Source organism: Erwinia sp. 009765445 (genome assembly GCF_058137865.1).
Window position 1 is genome coordinate 153,561 of the sequence record NZ_JBYUWC010000007.1, and the last position, 17,163, is coordinate 170,723.

The 17,163-nt window shown below is 56.2% G+C and carries 16 protein-coding genes and 1 pseudogene; 6 read left to right on the top strand and 11 right to left on the bottom strand.

Annotated elements, in window-relative coordinates:
• The first annotated feature begins 7 nt into the window (after positions 1-7).
• Positions 8-664, top strand: coding sequence for a DedA family protein (locus AC3Y5R_RS09645; RefSeq protein ID WP_489921143.1), 657 nt, complete (start codon positions 8-10; stop codon positions 662-664).
• A gap of 24 nt (positions 665-688) precedes the next feature.
• Here AC3Y5R_RS09645 and AC3Y5R_RS09650 read toward each other — a convergent pair whose 3' ends face one another.
• Positions 689-1,582, bottom strand: a complete 894-nt coding sequence (locus tag AC3Y5R_RS09650) for an AraC family transcriptional regulator (RefSeq protein WP_489921144.1) — start codon at positions 1,580-1,582, stop codon at positions 689-691.
• 243 nt (positions 1,583-1,825) lie between these two features.
• Here AC3Y5R_RS09650 and dkgA point away from each other — a divergent pair, with 243 nt between their 5' ends.
• The gene (gene dkgA / locus AC3Y5R_RS09655) at positions 1,826-2,650 is read left to right on the top strand and encodes a 2,5-didehydrogluconate reductase DkgA (RefSeq protein ID WP_489921145.1); all 825 of its coding nucleotides are present in this window, start codon (positions 1,826-1,828) and stop codon (positions 2,648-2,650) included.
• Positions 2,651-2,686: 36 nt separating this feature from the next.
• On the opposite strand, the gene AC3Y5R_RS09660 is transcribed toward dkgA, so the two are convergent.
• The 5 genes from AC3Y5R_RS09660 to AC3Y5R_RS09680 all read right to left on the bottom strand — a co-directional run bounded on the left by AC3Y5R_RS09660 (position 2,687) and on the right by AC3Y5R_RS09680 (position 10,584).
• A complete protein-coding gene (locus AC3Y5R_RS09660; RefSeq protein WP_489921146.1) occupies positions 2,687-4,819 on the bottom strand; it encodes a YgiQ family radical SAM protein in 2,133 nt (710 codons plus the stop codon).
• A 183-nt stretch (positions 4,820-5,002) separates the two neighbouring features.
• Positions 5,003-6,421 (bottom strand): cell division protein FtsP, encoded by a 1,419-nt coding sequence (gene ftsP, locus AC3Y5R_RS09665; RefSeq protein ID WP_489921147.1) that lies wholly within the window; start codon positions 6,419-6,421, stop codon positions 5,003-5,005.
• 106 nt (positions 6,422-6,527) lie between these two features.
• Positions 6,528-7,265 carry a 1-acylglycerol-3-phosphate O-acyltransferase gene (locus AC3Y5R_RS09670; RefSeq protein WP_158784488.1) on the bottom strand — a complete coding sequence of 246 codons (738 nt, stop codon included), beginning with the start codon at positions 7,263-7,265 and terminating at the stop codon, positions 6,528-6,530.
• Positions 7,266-7,391: 126 nt separating this feature from the next.
• Entirely contained in the window at positions 7,392-9,665 is a 2,274-nt protein-coding gene (gene parC, locus AC3Y5R_RS09675; protein ID WP_489921148.1) for a DNA topoisomerase IV subunit A, read from the bottom strand.
• A gap of 148 nt (positions 9,666-9,813) precedes the next feature.
• Positions 9,814-10,584, bottom strand: a complete 771-nt coding sequence (locus tag AC3Y5R_RS09680) for a transporter substrate-binding domain-containing protein (RefSeq protein ID WP_489921149.1) — start codon at positions 10,582-10,584, stop codon at positions 9,814-9,816.
• A 158-nt stretch (positions 10,585-10,742) separates the two neighbouring features.
• Here AC3Y5R_RS09680 and AC3Y5R_RS09685 point away from each other — a divergent pair.
• Together AC3Y5R_RS09685 and AC3Y5R_RS09690 are read left to right on the top strand one after the other, a co-directional pair.
• Positions 10,743-11,323 (top strand): annotated as a pseudogene (locus AC3Y5R_RS09685) (NAD(P)H-dependent oxidoreductase).
• A 32-nt stretch (positions 11,324-11,355) separates the two neighbouring features.
• A complete protein-coding gene (locus tag AC3Y5R_RS09690) occupies positions 11,356-11,664 on the top strand; it encodes a putative quinol monooxygenase (protein ID WP_489921150.1) in 309 nt (102 codons plus the stop codon).
• A 43-nt stretch (positions 11,665-11,707) separates the two neighbouring features.
• On the opposite strand, the gene AC3Y5R_RS09695 is transcribed toward AC3Y5R_RS09690, so the two are convergent.
• Entirely contained in the window at positions 11,708-13,234 is a 1,527-nt protein-coding gene (locus AC3Y5R_RS09695) for an ATP phosphoribosyltransferase regulatory subunit (RefSeq protein ID WP_489921151.1), read from the bottom strand.
• Between the two features lie 56 nt (positions 13,235-13,290).
• Here AC3Y5R_RS09695 and AC3Y5R_RS09700 point away from each other — a divergent pair, with 56 nt between their 5' ends.
• Positions 13,291-13,428: a hypothetical protein gene (locus AC3Y5R_RS09700; RefSeq protein ID WP_489921152.1), complete on the top strand. Its 138-nt coding sequence runs from the start codon at positions 13,291-13,293 to the stop codon at positions 13,426-13,428.
• Positions 13,429-13,567: 139 nt separating this feature from the next.
• Here AC3Y5R_RS09700 and AC3Y5R_RS09705 read toward each other — a convergent pair whose 3' ends face one another.
• Positions 13,568-14,065 carry an ATP phosphoribosyltransferase regulatory subunit gene (locus AC3Y5R_RS09705; RefSeq protein WP_489921153.1) on the bottom strand — a complete coding sequence of 166 codons (498 nt, stop codon included), beginning with the start codon at positions 14,063-14,065 and terminating at the stop codon, positions 13,568-13,570.
• A 37-nt stretch (positions 14,066-14,102) separates the two neighbouring features.
• Complete coding sequence (locus AC3Y5R_RS09710; RefSeq protein WP_489921154.1) at positions 14,103-14,414, bottom strand: ATP phosphoribosyltransferase regulatory subunit; 312 nt, start codon at positions 14,412-14,414, stop codon at positions 14,103-14,105.
• Positions 14,415-14,438: 24 nt separating this feature from the next.
• Here AC3Y5R_RS09710 and AC3Y5R_RS09715 point away from each other — a divergent pair, with 24 nt between their 5' ends.
• Positions 14,439-14,588, top strand: a complete 150-nt coding sequence (locus AC3Y5R_RS09715; RefSeq protein WP_489921155.1) for a hypothetical protein — start codon at positions 14,439-14,441, stop codon at positions 14,586-14,588.
• Here the strand turns inward: AC3Y5R_RS09715 and AC3Y5R_RS09720 are convergent.
• Positions 14,573-15,718 carry a histidine decarboxylase gene (locus AC3Y5R_RS09720; protein ID WP_489921156.1) on the bottom strand — a complete coding sequence of 382 codons (1,146 nt, stop codon included), beginning with the start codon at positions 15,716-15,718 and terminating at the stop codon, positions 14,573-14,575. The genes AC3Y5R_RS09715 and AC3Y5R_RS09720 overlap by 16 nt on opposite strands.
• A 34-nt stretch (positions 15,719-15,752) precedes the next feature.
• Complete coding sequence (hdcC, locus tag AC3Y5R_RS09725) at positions 15,753-17,099, bottom strand: histidine-histamine antiporter (protein ID WP_489921157.1); 1,347 nt, start codon at positions 17,097-17,099, stop codon at positions 15,753-15,755.
• Positions 17,100-17,163: the final 64 nt, after the last annotated feature.

A 17,163-nucleotide genomic window follows, 5' to 3' on the forward strand; every position in this document is an offset into this window, starting at 1 on the left:
ATATGAAATGGCAGTTTTACACGAGATTGTCTCCGCGCTGTGGCATCAGGATTTTGCCGCGCTGGCCAATCCGGATGTGGTTTGGGTGGTCTACGGCATTATGTTCGTTACTCTGCTGCTGGAAAACGGCCTGCTGCCCGCAGCGTTCCTGCCGGGTGACAGCCTGCTGCTGCTGGCTGGAGCAATGATTGCCAAAGGGGTGATGGGGTTTATTCCGACGGTGGTGATCCTGACGCTTGCCGCCAGCCTCGGTTGCTGGCTCAGCTATCTGCAGGGCCGCTGGCTGGGCAACACGCGGCTGGTGAAAAGCTGGCTGATGCATCTCCCCGCACAGTATCACCAGCGGGCCTGGAGCCTGTTCCACCGTCATGGCCTGATGGCGCTGCTGGCCGGGCGTTTTCTGGCGTTCGTCCGCACCATCCTGCCCACCATGGCAGGGATCTCCGGCCTGAAAAACGGTCGTTTTCAGTTCTTTAACTGGCTGAGCGGCTTGCTGTGGGTTGGGATTCTGGTATCGCTGGGTTATGCCATCAGCCAGGTGCCGTTTATCAAGCGTCATGAAGGCCAGGTGATGGCGATACTGATGATTTTACCGCTGGTGCTGCTGTGTGCCGGCCTGGTAGGCAGTATCACGCTGGTGCTGAAGCGCCGTAAATCCTCCTGATCCAGGCCGGGTTCCGGCCTGCCCTCAGACGCCCTGACGCATGCGGGTAATCTCTTCACCCGGCGTCACGCCAAAATAGCGCTTAAATTCCCGCGAGAACTGCGAAGCACTCTCATATCCTACCCGCATCGCTGCCGCACTGGCCTTCAATCCCTCATGCAGCATCAGCATCCGGGCCTGGTGCAGCCGGTAGCTTTTCAGATATTGCAGCGGAGAAGTGCTGGTGACCGCCTTGAAGTTATGGTGGAAAGCCGAGACGCTCATGTTCACTTCCGCCGCCAGCAGATCAACGCTGAGGTTGTCGGTGTAATGATGCTGAATTCGCCGCAGCGCACGGGCTATCTGGCTAAACTGCGTCTGGCGGCTGACCAGCGCCATCAGCGCCCCGCCGCAAGGCCCCGTCAGCACATGATAAAGGATCTCCCGGATAATCTGCGGGCCAAGCACGCGGGCATCACGCGGATTTTGCAGCACATCCAGCAGGCGCTCCGCCGCGCAAAGCATATCTTCAGTCAGCTTTGATGAGTGAATGCCCCGGGTTTGCGGCTGCGGCTGGAAGCTGTCATCGTCGCCGATATCAATCAGCAAGTCCTGCAGCTTGACCGGATCAACGTTCAGCAGAATCCCGGCCAGTGGCTCTTCAGACGTAGCGAAAGTTTCACACTCGACCGAGAGCGGCACGGTGAGCATCAGATATTCCGTGGCGTCGTAGTGGAAAACATGATTACCGAGGTAGCCGATTTTATGTCCCTGAAACAGGATCACGATACCGGAAGTGTAAAGCACGGGGGTGCGACCGCTCGACTGGTTGGCGTAAATCAACCTGACATCCGGCACAGAAGCCATTCTCGACGCGCCCGTGGTGACCAGCTTAATCACCTGACTGGCGAGCCGGGTACAGAGGGTATTGCGATCCATAGTCGGTTCTCACGCTGAGAGGAGTCCTGGCGACATCATGCCGAATCTGTCAGCGATCCTCCAGTATTGTGGAGGATCAGGCAAGAAAGCGGCAGAAACGGGCACGTTTTTCCGGTCTTCCGCCGGTAAAACTTTCATCGGCATGACATCATAAGATTTATCAGACGACCCGTTAAACTCAACTAAACTTAACATCACCAACCGGCTCAGAGCAGCCGGTTCATTCGCTGCAAAGGAGAGATCATGGCAGAGCAACCAATAATTAAACTCCACGATGACAATATGATGCCGCAGTTCGGTCTTGGCGTCTGGCAGGCCACTATAGATGATGCACGTAAGGCTGCGGTCAAAGCGCTGGAGGTGGGCTATCGTTCCATCGATACTGCCGCAATCTATAAAAACGAGGAAGGGATTGGCCAGGCGCTGCAGGAAACGGATGTCGCACGAGACGATATCTTCGTCACCACCAAATTGTGGAACGACGATCAGCTGAACGCCGAAAAAGCGATGGCCACCAGCCTGAAAAAACTGCAGCTTGAGAGCGTCGATCTCTATCTGATGCACTGGCCGTGTCCGGGCAAAGATAATTATGTTGAAGCATGGAAGGCGATGATTGAGCTGCAGAAGCAGGGACTGACCAAAAGTATCGGCGTCTGCAATTTCCAGGAAGCGCACCTGAAACGCCTGATGGATGAAACCGGCGTCAGCCCGGTGGTAAACCAGATTGAGCTGCACCCGATGTTCCAGCAGCGCACGCTGCATTCGTGGAACGCCATGCACCATATCCAGACCGAGTCATGGAGCCCGCTGGCACAGGGCGGCAAAGGCGTGTTCGATCAGGAAGTGATTAAAAACCTGGCGAAGAAATACGGCAAAACCCCGGCGCAGATCGTAATCCGCTGGCACCTGGACAGCGGCCTGGTGGTGATCCCGAAATCGGTCACCCCTTCGCGTATTCAGGAGAACTTCGAAGTCTTCGACTTCCGTCTGGAAAAACCGGAGATCAGCGATATTGCCACGCTGGATATCGGTAATCGTCTGGGGCCAAACCCTGACGAACTGAACTAAATATCAGCAGGGCGGAGCACTGACTCCGCCCTCTTCTTATCTTTTCCGCTGCTGCCCTTTTATCGGGCTGTAACGGGTCAGGGCCGGACGGGCACCGCGCAATGCACGACGCGCCTCACGCTGCTCTTCCAGCGTCGCCACCGGCACCAGACACTCTTTACGCCCGCCAATCAGATGCTTTTTCCCCATTGCCGTCAGCGCTTCGCGGATCAGCGGCCAGTTTTTCGGATCGTGATAACGCAGCAAAGCTTTATGCAAACGCCGCTGTTTGTCGCCTTTCGGGATGGTCACATCTTCCGATTTGTAGCCCACCTTGCTGAGCGGGTTTTTGCCGCTGTGATACATGGTGGTGGCACTCGCCATCGGCGACGGGTAGAAGTTCTGCACCTGGTCCAGCCGGAAGCGGTTCTTCTTCAGCCACAGCGCCAGATGCACCATATCTTCATCGTTGGTACCAGGGTGTGAAGCAATAAAATAGGGGATCAGATACTGCTCTTTTCCCGCCTCTTTCGAATAGCGATCGAACAGCTCTTTAAAGCGGTAATAGCTGCCCATTCCCGGCTTCAGCATCTTCGACAGCGGCCCCTCCTCGGTATGCTCCGGCGCGATCTTCAGATAGCCGCCCACATGGTGCGCGGCCAGTTCCTTGATATAACGGGGATCGGATACTGCCAGATCGTAACGCACGCCAGAAGCAATCAGGATCTTTTTAATGCCGGTGATTTTGCGCGAGCGCCGATAGAGATCGATAGTCGGCTGATGGTCGGTGTCCATATGTGGGCAGATAGCAGGATAGACGCAGGAGGCGTGCCGACAGGTCTGCTCGGCCTTTGGCGTTTTGCAGCGCAGCATATACATATTGGCAGTTGGGCCGCCGATGTCCGAGATTATGCCGGTAAACCCCGGCACCTTGTCGCGGATCTCTTCAATCTCCGAAACGATCGATTCCTGCGAGCGGCTCTGAATAATGCGGCCTTCATGTTCGGTGATTGAACAGAATGAACAGCCGCCAAAGCAGCCGCGCATGATATTCACCGAGAAACGGATCATGTCATAAGCAGGGATCTTTTGCTGGCCGTAAGAGGGATGTGGCACCCGCTGGAAAGGCAGCGCATAGACGCTGTCCATTTCAGACGTGGTCAGAGGGATCGCAGGAGGATTCAGCCACAGGTAGCGATCGCCGTGCTTCTGCATCAGCGCCCGCGCGCAGCCGGGGTTAGTCTCATGATGCAGAATGCGGGAAGCATGGGCGTAGAGCACCTTGTCATTTTTCACCTTCTCGTAAGAAGGCAGCAGCACGTAAGTTTTCTCCCACGGCTTTGGCTTCGGCATCTGCACCACAATGGCTTTCGCCCCATCAGCCTTCACGGTGTCGTCCGGGATCACGCAAGCCAGATCTTCGCCATAGGGATTAGGAATGGCATCGATCCGGCCCGGCTGGTCCAGCCGGGTGGAGTCCACGCCCTGCCAGCCTGGTCGCGCCTGACGGCACATAAAGGCGGTGTTGCGCACGTCGGTGATGCTGCCGATCTCTTCGCCCTGTGCCAGACGGTGCGCCACTTCCACCAGTGGCCGTTCACCGTTGCCGAAGATCAGCATATCCGCCTTGCTGTCCACCAGTACCGAGCGTCGAACGGTATCGGACCAGTAATCGTAATGCGCCGTGCGCCGCAGGCTGGCTTCGATCCCGCCGAGGATCACCGGCACGTCGCGCCAGGCTTCTTTACAGCGCTGGGTGTAGACCAGCGAGGCGCGGTCCGGGCGCTTATCCGGCTGATTGTCCGGCGTATAAGCATCATCGTGGCGACGTTTACGATCGGCGGTGAAGCGGTTGATCATCGAATCCATGTTTCCGGCCGTCACGCCGAAGAACAGGTTTGGCTTGCCGAAGCGCATAAAGTCCTCTTTGCTGTTCCAGTCCGGCTGGGCAATGATGCCAACGCGGAAGCCCTGCGCCTCCAGCATCCGGCCGATAATCGCCATGCCAAAGCTGGGATGATCAACATAGGCATCTCCGCTGATGATCACCACGTCGCAGCTGTCCCAGCCGAGGATATCCATCTCTTCCCGCGACATTGGCAGGAAAGGGGCAGGTCCGAAACAGGCAGCCCAGTACTGGGGCCATGAGAAGAGTTCACGATCCGGTTGGATCAGGCTGGCAGCGCGCATAAAGAGCTCATCTGGCGAAAAAAGGAGCGGTATTATAGGTCAAAGCCCGGAAAATAACTAAGGGTTAATTTCCGGGCTTAAATGAGGCTGGCTGTCGGAGTGCGTTATTACCTGGGCAGCTCGCAAGCTGCTCCCGTCCGGTGACTACTTCTGATGACCATCAATATCTTATCTGTATGGAATTTAACCAATAACAGGCTGTACCTGAAGCTGCCCTGCGGTACCGCGATCGGCCATTTCCAGCGTCTGGCTGTAGTAGACGAACGGGAAGTGGTCTGACGAAGCCTGGGTAAAGGAGACAAACAGCTCCACGCTGCCGTCGACCCAGACGGTGTCTTTCCAGCCCCGGTCTTCCGCCATTGGCTGCGCGCCGTTGACGTTTTTAATCAGGAACATGACTCCCTGAATATGGAAAGCCTGTGGCAAGTCGGCGTGGATAATCCAGCGCTCAAAGCTGCCCTGCTGCGCCTGGGTATCAATGCGCCCCATATCCCACAGCGAGCCGTTGATGCCCGGCAGCGAATCACCCAGCCGGAATTCGCGCGTGCGGCTGATGTTGCCTTCAATCACCTGATCCGCCAGCAGGCGCATCGGCAGGTTATCGGTCACCAGCGGCAGCAGCCCGGTTGGTCGCAGCGTCAGGATCAGGGTGGAGGTGAGGATGCCCGAAGGTTCGAACAGACCGCGCAGGCGTTCAACAATCCCCGCAGATATTCCTGCGGTAATGGACACTTCATCGCCCTGGCTCATATCCACCAGGATTTCCCGGCGCTCACCGGGAGCCAGAGAAAGCTGCTGCACCGCCACTGGCGCAGGCAGAAAACCCTGGTCGCTGGCAATCACATTGAACGGACGGCTGTCGCTCATTTGCAATTGATAACGGCGTGAGTTGGAAGCGTTCAGCAGGCGCAGGCGCACCCAGCCACGTGAGACATCGACAAACGGATTCTGCACGCCGTTAACCAGCAGCGTATCGCCAACAAAACCGCCGTCCGCAGGCGGATCGTATTCCGGTGAGCCGAAGTTATCGAGCCGCTTGTCCTGAATAATCAGCGGGAAATCATCGACGCCGTAGTGATTTGGCAGCGGCAACGCTTTGCTGACTTCGTCTTCCACCAGCCACATTCCGGCCAGCCCGTTATAGACGTGCTGGGCCATTCTGTTTGGCGTGTTGGCGTGATACCAGCAGGTGGCAGCTGTCTGACGGATTGGCAGCACAGGCGACCAGTCAACACCGGGAGACATCAGCCGTGGAGCACCACCCGACAGAGCGCCAGGAACCTGCAGCCCGGCGACAGTCATCGCCACCGGTTCGTTGAGGCGGTTGCTGTAAATCAGTTTGACGTCATCGCCGCTCCAGACACGCACCGTCGGGCCAAGATAGAGACCGTTAACTCCCCAGACCTGCGCTTTGCTGCCGCCGGTAAAAGACCAGTGGCTGCGCTGCAGGGTGAGGAAGATAGGCTGCCCGCGACGGGACTCAACCAGCGGCGGCACCGGCAAAGCGGTGCCCGGCCCGGCAGCCAGGGCTTTGACCGGCAGCGCGCTGGCGCACAGCGCTATGCCCGATGCCTGAATAAACTGACGTCGACTGAAGGACATAAAAACTCCGTAACCGAAAAATGCGGCCCTTATTATCAGGCCGCGTTCCATTTTTTATGATTGTAAATGCCGTGTGTTTTATTGCAGATTTTGCCCCATGCCTGGATTAAATTTTGCCGGAAGCCTCGCGTTCGGCCACTTCTGCATTCAGTTCTTCCAGCTTGGCAGCCATCAGTTCACGGCAGTGGGTAGCCAGCTTACGCACCGACTGATCGGCGAAAGCGCTGGTGTCCACTGGTGGCAGCATCTCAATAATCACCAGACCGTTATGCAGGCGGTTCAGCTTAATTTTGTCATGAGTGTTGCTCACCACAATCGGGATGATCGGCACACCGGCCGCCATTGCGGCATGAAATGCTCCGGTTTTAAACGGCAACAGGCCACGTCCACGGCTGCGGGTGCCTTCCGGGAACATCCAGAACGAAATCTTTTTCTTTTTGAACTGCTCAATCAGTTCACCAATGGTGCCATGCGCTTTGGCACGATTGTCACGGTCAATCAGCAGGTTGCCGGTCAGCCAGTAGAGCAGACCAAAGAAGGGGATCCACAGCAGGCTTTTTTTGCCGACGGTAACGGTCGTCGGCTGCACAATGTTGGCTGCGGTGATCATGTCGTAGTTATTTTGGTGGTTGGCAATATAGATGGCGTTCGGCAGGTTTTCCGATCCTGCAGGTTTACGCTGCTCAACTTTGACGCCAAACACCGTCGACAGGCGGCCAAACAGATGACCAAAGGTGGCAACGTGGCGGGGATTACGCGGGCTGAACAGGCAATAAATACAGCCAAAGACACACACCAGTATCGAATAGATAACCACTACGATGAACCGTAAAATTGAGAGCATCACATCCTCGTTATTGCTTTCAGACTCTGCCCGGGCAGAACACCGGGGAAGTATATCGTTAATTCGCGAAATTCGCCGCATTTCACCGGGTTAGCACCACGACCGGCGTGCTGACCCGGCGGGCGATTACTCTTCGCTGTCGCCGGTTTCCGGTCTGGCTGGCGCGTCCACTTCAATCCGATCAATTTTCTGCAGGCCACGCGGCAGCAGCGTACCACGGCGTCCACGCTCCGCGCGGAACTTGTTCAGGTCATCCCACTTCAGCGTCAGTTTACGCTTGCCAACGTGCAGGGTCAGTGAGGTCTCCGGTGCCAGCAGCATCAGCCAGGCCAGCTTGTCCTCGCCGGAGGCCGCCTGGGCAGAAGGGATTGAAACGATTTTATTGCCCTTGCCCTTCGCCAACTGCGGCAGATCCGCCACCGGGAACATCAGCATTCTGCCCGCGGTGGTGACCGCCAGCAGCATATCATCAGCGTGGTGGATCGCCATTGGTGTCATCACCTTCGCATTCTGCGGCAGGCTCAGCAGCGCTTTACCGGCACGGTTGCGCGAGACGAGGTCGCTGAAGGTACAGACGAAGCCGTAGCCCGCATCCGAAGCCATCAGCAGTTTCTGCTCATCGGCCTCCATCAGCACCTGCTCCACGATGGCACCCGGCGGCGGCGTCAGCTTGCCGGTCAGCGGCTCACCCTGCCCGCGTGCGGAAGGCAGCGTGACCGGATCCAGCGCATAGCTGCGGCCCGTGGAGTCGATAAACGCCACTGGCTGGTTACTCTTGCCACGCGCGGCCGCACGGTAGCTGTCACCCGCTTTATAGCTCAGTCCACCCGGATCGATATCGTGGCCTTTGGCGCTGCGCACCCAGCCCATCTGCGACAGCACAATGGTCACCGGCTCGGACGGCACCAGCTCGCTTTCGCTGATTGCTTTCGCTTCTTCACGCTCGCGAAGCGGCGAACGGCGGTCATCGCCATAGGCATCGCTATCGGCCTGCAGCTCTTTCTTCAGCAGGGTATTCATTTTACGTTCGGAAGCGAGGATGCCCTGCAGCCGATCGCGCTCTTTCGCCAGCTCATCCTGCTCGCCGCGAATTTTCATCTCTTCCAGCTTCGCGAGGTGGCGTAATTTCAGCTCAAGGATCGCTTCGGCCTGGGTTTCGCTGATGCCAAAGCGCGCAATCAGTTCCGGCTTCGGTTCATCCTCGGTACGGATGATGTGGATCACTTCATCAATGTTGAGGAACGCAATCAGCAAACCTTCGAGGATATGCAGGCGTTTCAGCACTTTTTCCAGGCGGAAATTCAGGCGGCGGCGAACCGTATCGCGGCGAAAAACCAGCCACTCGCTGATAATCTCCAGCAGGTTTTTCACCGCCGGACGGTTATCCAGCCCGATCATGTTGAGGTTGATGCGGTAGCTTTTTTCCAGGTCGGTGGTGGCGAACAGGTGGTTCATCACCTGCTCCATATCCACGCGGTTGGAGCGCGGCACAATCACCAGGCGCGTCGGGTTCTCGTGGTTGGATTCATCGCGCAGGTCTTCCACCATCGGCAGCTTTTTGTTGCGCATCTGCGCAGCAATCTGCTCCAGCACGCGGGCACCGGAAACCTGATGCGGCAGCGCGGTGATCACCACGTCGCCATCTTCTTTTTTCCACACCGCACGCATACGAACAGAACCACGGCCATTCTGGTAGATCTTACGGATCTCATTAGGTGGCGTGATGATCTCCGCTTCCGTTGGATAATCCGGCCCCTGGACGATATCCAGCAGCTCATCCAGCGTGGTTTTTGGCTCGTCGATCAGCTTGATGGCCGCGTTGGCCACTTCACGCAGGTTATGCGGTGGAATGTCCGTTGCCATGCCCACAGCGATGCCGGTGGTGCCGTTCAGCAGGATATTCGGCAGACGCGCAGGCAGCATCGAAGGCTCCTGCATGGTGCCGTCAAAATTCGGGACGTAATCAACGGTGCCCTGGCCCAGTTCACCCAGCAACAGCTCAGCGTATTTTGACAGGCGGGATTCGGTATAACGCATCGCCGCAAAGGATTTCGGGTCATCCGGCGCACCCCAGTTCCCCTGCCCGTCCACCAGTGGATAGCGGTAAGAGAACGGCTGCGCCATCAGCACCATCGCTTCATAGCAGGCGCTGTCGCCATGCGGGTGGTATTTACCCAGCACGTCACCCACGGTACGTGCCGATTTTTTAAATTTAGCGCTGTTGTTCAGGCCCAGTTCCGACATCGCATAGACGATACGGCGCTGAACAGGCTTCAGGCCATCGCCGATATAGGGCAGCGCGCGGTCCATGATGACGTACATGGAATAGTTGAGGTAGGCCTCTTCCGTAAACTTATGCAGGGCACGACGCTCTGCACCATCCTGCGTCAGATCACTCATTACTCTTTGTTCCTCACATCGCGGCGCGATCGGCACGCCACATCGGGGTCGTTTGGCGAGGATAGTACCTTATCCGGGCAGGTTCTGTCACAGGTAACATGTGAGCGTGGAATACGGCGGGGTGAGCGATTTCCCCCGCCGGAAGGGATTATTTCGCGGCGGCCAGCCACTGTCCGGTAACCTGAGCATATTCCCCGGTGGCATTGCTCAGATGCAGCCACTGATCGACATACAGTTTCCAGCTCATATCATCGCGCGGCAGCATATAGGCCTTTTCACCGTACTGCATCGGCTGCTCCGGATTAACGGCACACAGCTTCGGAAAACGTTTCTGCTGGTACATCGCTTCGGGGGCGTCGGTGATCATCACATCGGCTTTTTTATCCACCAGTTGCTGGAAAATGGTGACGTTATCGTGGAACAGGGTCAGATTTGCCTGCGGCAGGATGCTGTGCACGAAGGCTTCATTGGTGCCACCGGCTGGCTCAATCAACCGCACGGAGGGTTTGTTCAACTGCGCGATGGTGCGATATTTCGCTTTATCTGCACAGCGCACCAGTGGGATTTTACCGTCGGTGCCGAGTGGCGTGGCGAACCAGGCGGTCTGCTGACGCTTCAGCGTGACGGAGACGCCGCCCAGCGCGATATCGCACTGTTTGGCCAGGAAATCCGGCGTCAGGGTTTTCCAACTGCTCGGGACCCATTTAACCTGCGCGCCAAGGCTTTTCGCCAGCGACCGGGCCATAGTCACGTCGATCCCTTCATACTGCCCGTCAGGCCGCAGAAAGCTGTAAGGCTTGTAGTCGCCGGTGGTGCAGACCGTCAGCACTTTGCTCTGTATGACCCGGTCCAGATGTGACTGTGCGCTGGCACTGCCTGCCGTGACCAGCAGCAGCGTTGCGATCCCTGTTTTTATCATATTGTTCTGTCTCATGATGTCTGAAGCGGAAATCCTACCCTTTGTCCGGGTATTGTTGCGTAAATAGCAAAAGTGTTGTGATCGAACACACATTTTTTTGCTGCCCCCCCCCCCCCGCGTACACTCGCCGGATAGTCATGAACTGGAGAAAGAGAAGCATGAGCAAGATTTTGATTATTGACGCCGGGAAAGCCTTTGCCCATTCAAAAGGCGAACTGAACCACACCCTGACCGACGTGGCCGCAACCTGGCTGCGCGACGCTGGCCATCAGGTGGAGATCACCGCAGTGGATCAAGGCTATGTGGTGGCTGATGAGGTGCAAAAGTAACTGGACGCCGATACCGTGATTTATCAGATGCCTGGCTGGTGGATGGGCGAGCCGTGGATCCTGAAAAAATATATTGATGAAGTGTTCACCGAAGGCCACGGCTCCCTGTACGCCAGCGATGGCCGCACCCGCTCTGATGCAGCGAAAAAGTACGGTTCTGGCGGCCTGATCCAGGGTAAAAATATATGCTGTCCCTGACCTGGAATGCTCCGCTGCAGGCCTTTACCGACCCTGAGCAGTTCTTTGAAGGCGTTGGCGTGGATGGTCTGTACCTGCACTTCCACAAGGCAAACCAGTTCCTGGGCATGGAACCGCTGCCGAGCTTTATCTGTAATGACGTGATCAAGCAGCCAGACATTCCACGCGATATTGAGCGCTATCAGACTCATCTGAGCCAGATCTTTGCTTAACTGATAAGACGCCCATCTCTGAAGGAATCACCATGCTGACTGTTATTGCCGAAATTTGCGTCAAAGCGGGTCGCCGTACCGCCGTCCTGCAGGCCATTGAGAGACTGACGCCCACGGTGTTACAGGAAGAGGGCTGCGGCAAGTATCAGGCGCTGATCGACCACAAAGCGCAGGTGCCCTGGAAGCAGCATTCGCCGGATTCGATCTTTATGGTTGAGCACTGGGATTCGCTGCGCCATCTGGAACAGCACCAGCAGGCAGCACATATGGAACTTCACCGCGCCAACATCAAAGATGACGTGGTGGATGTGAAAATTTTTGTGCTGGAAGCCGCAAAGTAATGTCTGCCGGGGCGAGCTCTTTCGCCCCGTTTTCTCTACTCCCCTACAGCATCAACGCATTACCCAACCTTGCCGCAATCGTATCGACACTGGCCTGCTGGCAGGACTGATTTTGTGCATCATGCAGCAACAGCGTTTCCCCATCCCCTTCCAGCTCCAGAATAAAGCTGGCACCCTGTCGCCAGCTGTTTTTATAGCGAGTGGCTAACCGCTGCGATGAACAGTCATTCATGATGCTCAGTAACGGAAACTGCTGGCGGAGTTGACGCCCCAGCAACAATGCCTGCCCGGCCCCACGCGGCTGACAGGGAATGATCACCACATCCACCTGTCCGGCACTTTTGCGTCGGGAAGCATTGTGGCTCAGCAAAGCCATGAGCGGTTCCAGCATAAACGCGAATCCGCAGGCAGAGACCGCGCGCCCGACCACCCGGCTGGCACAGGCATCATAGCGCCCACCCCGGCACAGCACCCGGTTTTCCCCCTGTTCGAGACTGCGCCACTCAAATACCAGCTGGCAGTAGTCGTTATGGGGAAACAGCGCCGGATCGTACTGCCAGGCGATCCCGGCTTCGCTCAGCGTGTGTTGCATGCGGCTGAAGCGCTGACAGGCATCAATAGAAAGAAACTCTTCCAACCGTGGTGCCCTGGTAGCCAGACGCTGCAGCAGGATATCGTCATGGTGGATCAGCCGCTCGGGCCTGGTTTCCAGCCATTCCCACTGTTCCCGGGCAAGAAAATGGGCAACTGGCTGATAATATTCGCGTAACGCCTGACGAAAACAGTTCAGCGTTTCCGCGCTGCCCAGAGTATTGATAAACAGTTCCACCCGGTCAGCCAGGCCCAGACGGCGTAAAAACTGCGCCTGCATGGTCAGATGCTCCAGCTCGATATCAATGCCGGGCATGCCAAAGGCTTCCACGCCAATCTGGTGATTTTGCTGAAGACGTTCACTGTGGCGCGACTGACAGAACATCGCCCCCGAATACCAGAGACGCCCCATCGCCGCTTCATGCCAGTGGGTGGCAATCAGGCGCAAACAGCCGGTGGTGCCATCTCCCCGCAGTTCGCCGTCGCCATGAATAACCGGTCCACCCGGTGCAAACAGCGGTTCGCGCTCCAGTAAAGAGAGACGGATTTGCTGATAGCCACGCTGCTGAAAAAATTCACCGGCCTGTTTTTCCAGCCACAGCCACTGCTCTGACGGGCTGATCTCATACTTACGCGGCCGGCCGCCATGGCGTGGACGCAGCGTACGCTCCAGCTGGCTTTCCAGCTGCTCACTGACTCTGGGGGAAGCCAGCAGGCAGTTCTGATACAGCGCGCTGCGGATACGGGCAACCAGCGCAGCGTTAACCGGCGTCTGGCAAAATACCTGGTATTTCGACTGCCGTTGCTCCAGGTTCTCTCCCAGCTGCAGCCAGGCCGCGTGTGGGGCAACCTGCCCAACGGGCAGCTCGCCTTCACTGTGATACCCCCTGACGCCGTCTTCCCCCTGCTCGTTAATCTTTTCACTGCCAGAAAGTAGACGCCAGGCTCGACAGGGCTGCTGAGATAGCGGTTGTCCCACAAAGCGCCACTACGGTGATAACGACGGTTGTAAAAGGGAACATAGCTGCGCCCGATATGCTGGATGAAACGCCCCAGCGAGAGTTTGTCCACGGCACTGAGAAAGAACAAAATCCGCGCTGGTGCCAGCGACCAGCTGTGGAGCGCAATCTCATAGCGAAGCGCAGCCAGCGTCAGGCAGTGGCTGAAGCTTAAATAATCGGCCTCATCCCGAAACAACAGTTCGCCGTTATGGCCTCTGAGCTGCACCAGATGAGGCATTCCCTGAATAAATAGCCGGCTTTTTCTTGTCACTGCCCGTCTCTCCTGAAGGCGCTGTTCTTCCCTGAAAAAGTTAACGCAAATGCTGCTGCAGCCAACCGATCAGGTCCTTCTCATTGAGGGTCATCTGTTGTGAACTGACGAGATCCCACAAGCGAATTTCACCACCGCTATTGAGCGTGACGATAGCCTGACACTGGCTCTGCAGAGCCGTCTGGTGCTGCCGCTTCAGCTTCGCCCCGCTGCAGTCCACCAGCACGCTAAGCCCGTCAATCTGCTGGCGTAACCGCTCGGCCAGCAGCTGTGCCTTCAGCCCGTCATCCTGCCGCTCGTTGGCGATCACCACATCGGGATGAAAGTGCCACAGCGGATTATCCTGCTGACTGACGGTCTGGATCAGCAGCAGCAGCCGTTCGATACCAATGGCAAACCCGCAAGCCGCCAGAGGCCGGGGACTGAACAGCTGTGCCAGTCCGTCATAACGCCCGCCGCCGCAGACGGTTCCCTGTGAACCCAGCTCATCCGTAATCCACTCGAAAACGGTGCGGGTGTAATAGTCCAGGCCGCGCACCAGCCGTGGATTGACGATGTAGGGAATAGAGGCCTTTTCAAGCAGTGCGCACGCCGCTCTTCCGGGATCCCCAGCGAGTTGATCTCCAGCCGCTGGTCCCCTCAGGACGCAAGGTGATATGTTCACCGCTTTTGTCCATAAAGTTATACATCTCTTTCGAGACAATATCGGTCGCCTGGCCGACCGCACGTTCAAACAGGGCCACCGGCTCCAGCAGAGGCAGCCGCATCTCCTGGTAACCGTAGCGGTAAGTCAGATGGCGAAATTTGCCCTCTAACCACTGCCATATTGGCGTTTCCTGCGGCAATACATCACGCATGCCGCGTATCGCCCGCAAACTGTTGTTCATTTTCCATCGCTCCTGATGGGGAAAGTGCCTTATAGTGGCCGGGTCTGGCAGATCCCGGTTGGCGCTGAAATCTGCCAGATTATTCAGGGAGCAGCGGTGATTTACCGCTGCTCACTTCCAGGCCGCACGCTGGTTGAGCTCGCTGACAGCTTCATCTGTCAGGCCGCACGCTGATTCAGATCGCTGATCACATCATCAATCAGGGCATCAATTTGAGAACTGTCCAGGTGATGGGCAGTGGTGATCAGATGTGCCACGTCGCCTGAAGTCGCCAGGCAATGCTTTTTCCATACCCACTCAGCAGGTTTCGGGAACACCACGGTGATCGAGTTCTTGTGGCACAGCACATCAATGCCTGCCGCTTTGAAACGATCGACCGCGTAGCGAGCCATATTCAGGCTGTGCTGGATGCGGCGACGCCACTCGGCGTTGGTGTGGCTACGCATGGCGGCCCACATCATCAGCGGGATGTGACCATTACGGGAGCCGGTGATGGTTTTGTCATGAGCGGAGATGTAGTCGATCTCCACGCTGATGCGATCGACATTGATCTTCTTCGCCACCACGATGCCGCAGGGGATCGGAGAGCCGATCATTTTATGGCCGGAGACACCGATAGAGTCGATAGAGTCGATACCGTCAGCAAAGGTGAAGGGCTGAGGTTCATCGACGAACGGCAGGATCATGCCGCTCAGTGCCGCATCGGCATGCAGGTAGTAATCCTTACGGGCAATCCCCAACCCGGCAATGCGCCGTTGAATTTCGGCAATATCGTCAATGGCTCCGCGAACCGTGGTGCCAATGTTGGCGAAGATGATCGGGTGACGCTCACCGGAAGCACTGATTTTTCTCTCCAGGTCGTCGTAATCCATCTCACCGCAGGACTGCGATTCCACCAGTTGAGACTTAATGCGCAACAGCTTGACGATTTTCGCCACGGAGTAGTGGGTGTCTTTTGAGTAGTAAAGCGTGCCTTCCGGGAACAGCTCACGCCCCAGATAACAGCCGAACATATTACTTTCCGTGCCGCCATTGGTGACATAGCCCCAGCTGTCTTCAAACGGAATATTGAATAATCCGGCGAAGTATTCCATCACCTCTTTTTCAAATTCAAATGAGTTCAGCAAATAGTTACAATATTCCGCCCAGTCACCACAGTTATTAATGGAGAAGCGCAGAAAACGTTCCAGCATGGTGTAATCGAAATCGGCCAATTCCGGATAACCAATATTAAAATACTGATGTTTTACGCAATATAACCAGAAAGCGTCCAGTTTATTTTGGTCAGCAATAGATAATGGCATAATTACATCCCTGTTAATACTTTTCAGATAAAATTCACTTTTCGAGATAAAGTATTTCTTGCCCTTTTTTGTTTATTCCGGCAGCAACGAATGAGAACAGTGGAATTGTCACCATCATCATCACGGTGCCCCAGAATATTGAATCAGCACCTGAACCCAGCAGCGCGAAGATGCAATAAATCACGCCAATGACGGTGAGCACGCAATAAAACATAAAGCTTTTTCCGCGATTTATTTTTTTCGATACCATAATGATTGGCAGCGCAATAATGGCGTACATATAGGGCAGCAGGGAGGCGAAGACCGACATCAGAATCACCACCTGGAACTGCTTAGCGAGATTCGGAGAGGCAGTCAGCAACAGCACCAGGCTCATCAACACACCGGAGATAATCAGGCCCTTCATCGGCACATCGTGTTTATTGGTGTCGGCGAAAATTTTCGGGAAGAGCCCCTGCTGAGCACCAGCGTGAGGGCCTTCAGACTGCAGGATGAGCCAGCCGGAAATCGATCCGAAGCAGGCAATGATGCTCATCGCTGAAGCGATATTCCCGGCCATATCACCAAACATATAGCGGGCAGCATCGGCAAACGGCGCAGCGGAGTTGATCAGTTCCTCATGCGGCACCAGGCCGGAAATAACGGTACAGCTGCCGACATAGCACACTGAAGCGATAAGCAGCCCGTACACGGTGGCCTGCGGGACGGTGCGCTCAGGGTTTTCAACCTGACCGCTGGACACCACCGCCGATTCAACGCCGAGGATTCCCCACAAGGCGATAGAGGCTGCGGAAATGATCGCTGAGCTGTCGCTGTGGCCCGTACCGTTATAAACCTCGAAGAACATCTTCGGCTCAAACCAGAACCAGCCAACAATCCCCACGCCAAGCACCACGATCAGCATACAGCTGGCGGTGAATGACTGCGCACGCCCTGCGGTTTTTGCGCCGAGACTGCCCAGCGCGATAAAAGCCCAGAGAATGACAATGGCGCTGATGCAGCCATACACCGGATTATGCAGAATCGGGAAGAAATAGCTGAGATACCCAACCCCGGCAACCAACAGCGCCACGTTGCCTATCCAGGCGCTGATCCAGTAGCAAACCGTGGTCTGAAAACCGATAAAGGGGCCGAATGCATCGCTGGCGTAAGCCACAATGCCCCCGGCTCTGGGAGTGATAAGGCTGGTTTTAGAAAAGACCAGCGCCAGAGCGATAACGCCGATAATAGTGAATAACCATCCCCATAAAGAGATGTAACCAATCCCGGCGAGATTGGTTGGCAACATAAATATTCCGGAGCCCATCATATTAGAGGCGGTAACCAATGTGAGAGCAGTCAGCCCCATTTTTTTCGCGGTACCTGCGCTTACTTTGCCCATATATTTAATTCCCTGTAGAGTTTTAAAAACTTTTAGTGGATGGTCGATGAATTTATCTTTTCAA

Coding starts and splice junctions, on each gene's coding strand:
- AC3Y5R_RS09645 (WP_489921143.1), top strand. CDS start 8: ATGGCAGTTTTACACGAGATTGTCTCCGCGCTGTGGCATCAGGATTTT.
- AC3Y5R_RS09650 (WP_489921144.1), bottom strand. CDS start 1,582: ATGGATCGCAATACCCTCTGTACCCGGCTCGCCAGTCAGGTGATTAAG.
- dkgA (WP_489921145.1), top strand. CDS start 1,826: ATGGCAGAGCAACCAATAATTAAACTCCACGATGACAATATGATGCCG.
- AC3Y5R_RS09660 (WP_489921146.1), bottom strand. CDS start 4,819: ATGCGCGCTGCCAGCCTGATCCAACCGGATCGTGAACTCTTCTCATGG.
- ftsP (WP_489921147.1), bottom strand. CDS start 6,421: ATGTCCTTCAGTCGACGTCAGTTTATTCAGGCATCGGGCATAGCGCTG.
- AC3Y5R_RS09670 (WP_158784488.1), bottom strand. CDS start 7,265: ATGCTCTCAATTTTACGGTTCATCGTAGTGGTTATCTATTCGATACTG.
- parC (WP_489921148.1), bottom strand. CDS start 9,665: ATGAGTGATCTGACGCAGGATGGTGCAGAGCGTCGTGCCCTGCATAAG.
- AC3Y5R_RS09680 (WP_489921149.1), bottom strand. CDS start 10,584: ATGATAAAAACAGGGATCGCAACGCTGCTGCTGGTCACGGCAGGCAGT.
- AC3Y5R_RS09690 (WP_489921150.1), top strand. CDS start 11,356: ATGCTGACTGTTATTGCCGAAATTTGCGTCAAAGCGGGTCGCCGTACC.
- AC3Y5R_RS09700 (WP_489921152.1), top strand. CDS start 13,291: ATGCTGGATGAAACGCCCCAGCGAGAGTTTGTCCACGGCACTGAGAAA.
- AC3Y5R_RS09710 (WP_489921154.1), bottom strand. CDS start 14,414: ATGAACAACAGTTTGCGGGCGATACGCGGCATGCGTGATGTATTGCCG.
- AC3Y5R_RS09720 (WP_489921156.1), bottom strand. CDS start 15,718: ATGCCATTATCTATTGCTGACCAAAATAAACTGGACGCTTTCTGGTTA.
- hdcC (WP_489921157.1), bottom strand. CDS start 17,099: ATGGGCAAAGTAAGCGCAGGTACCGCGAAAAAAATGGGGCTGACTGCT.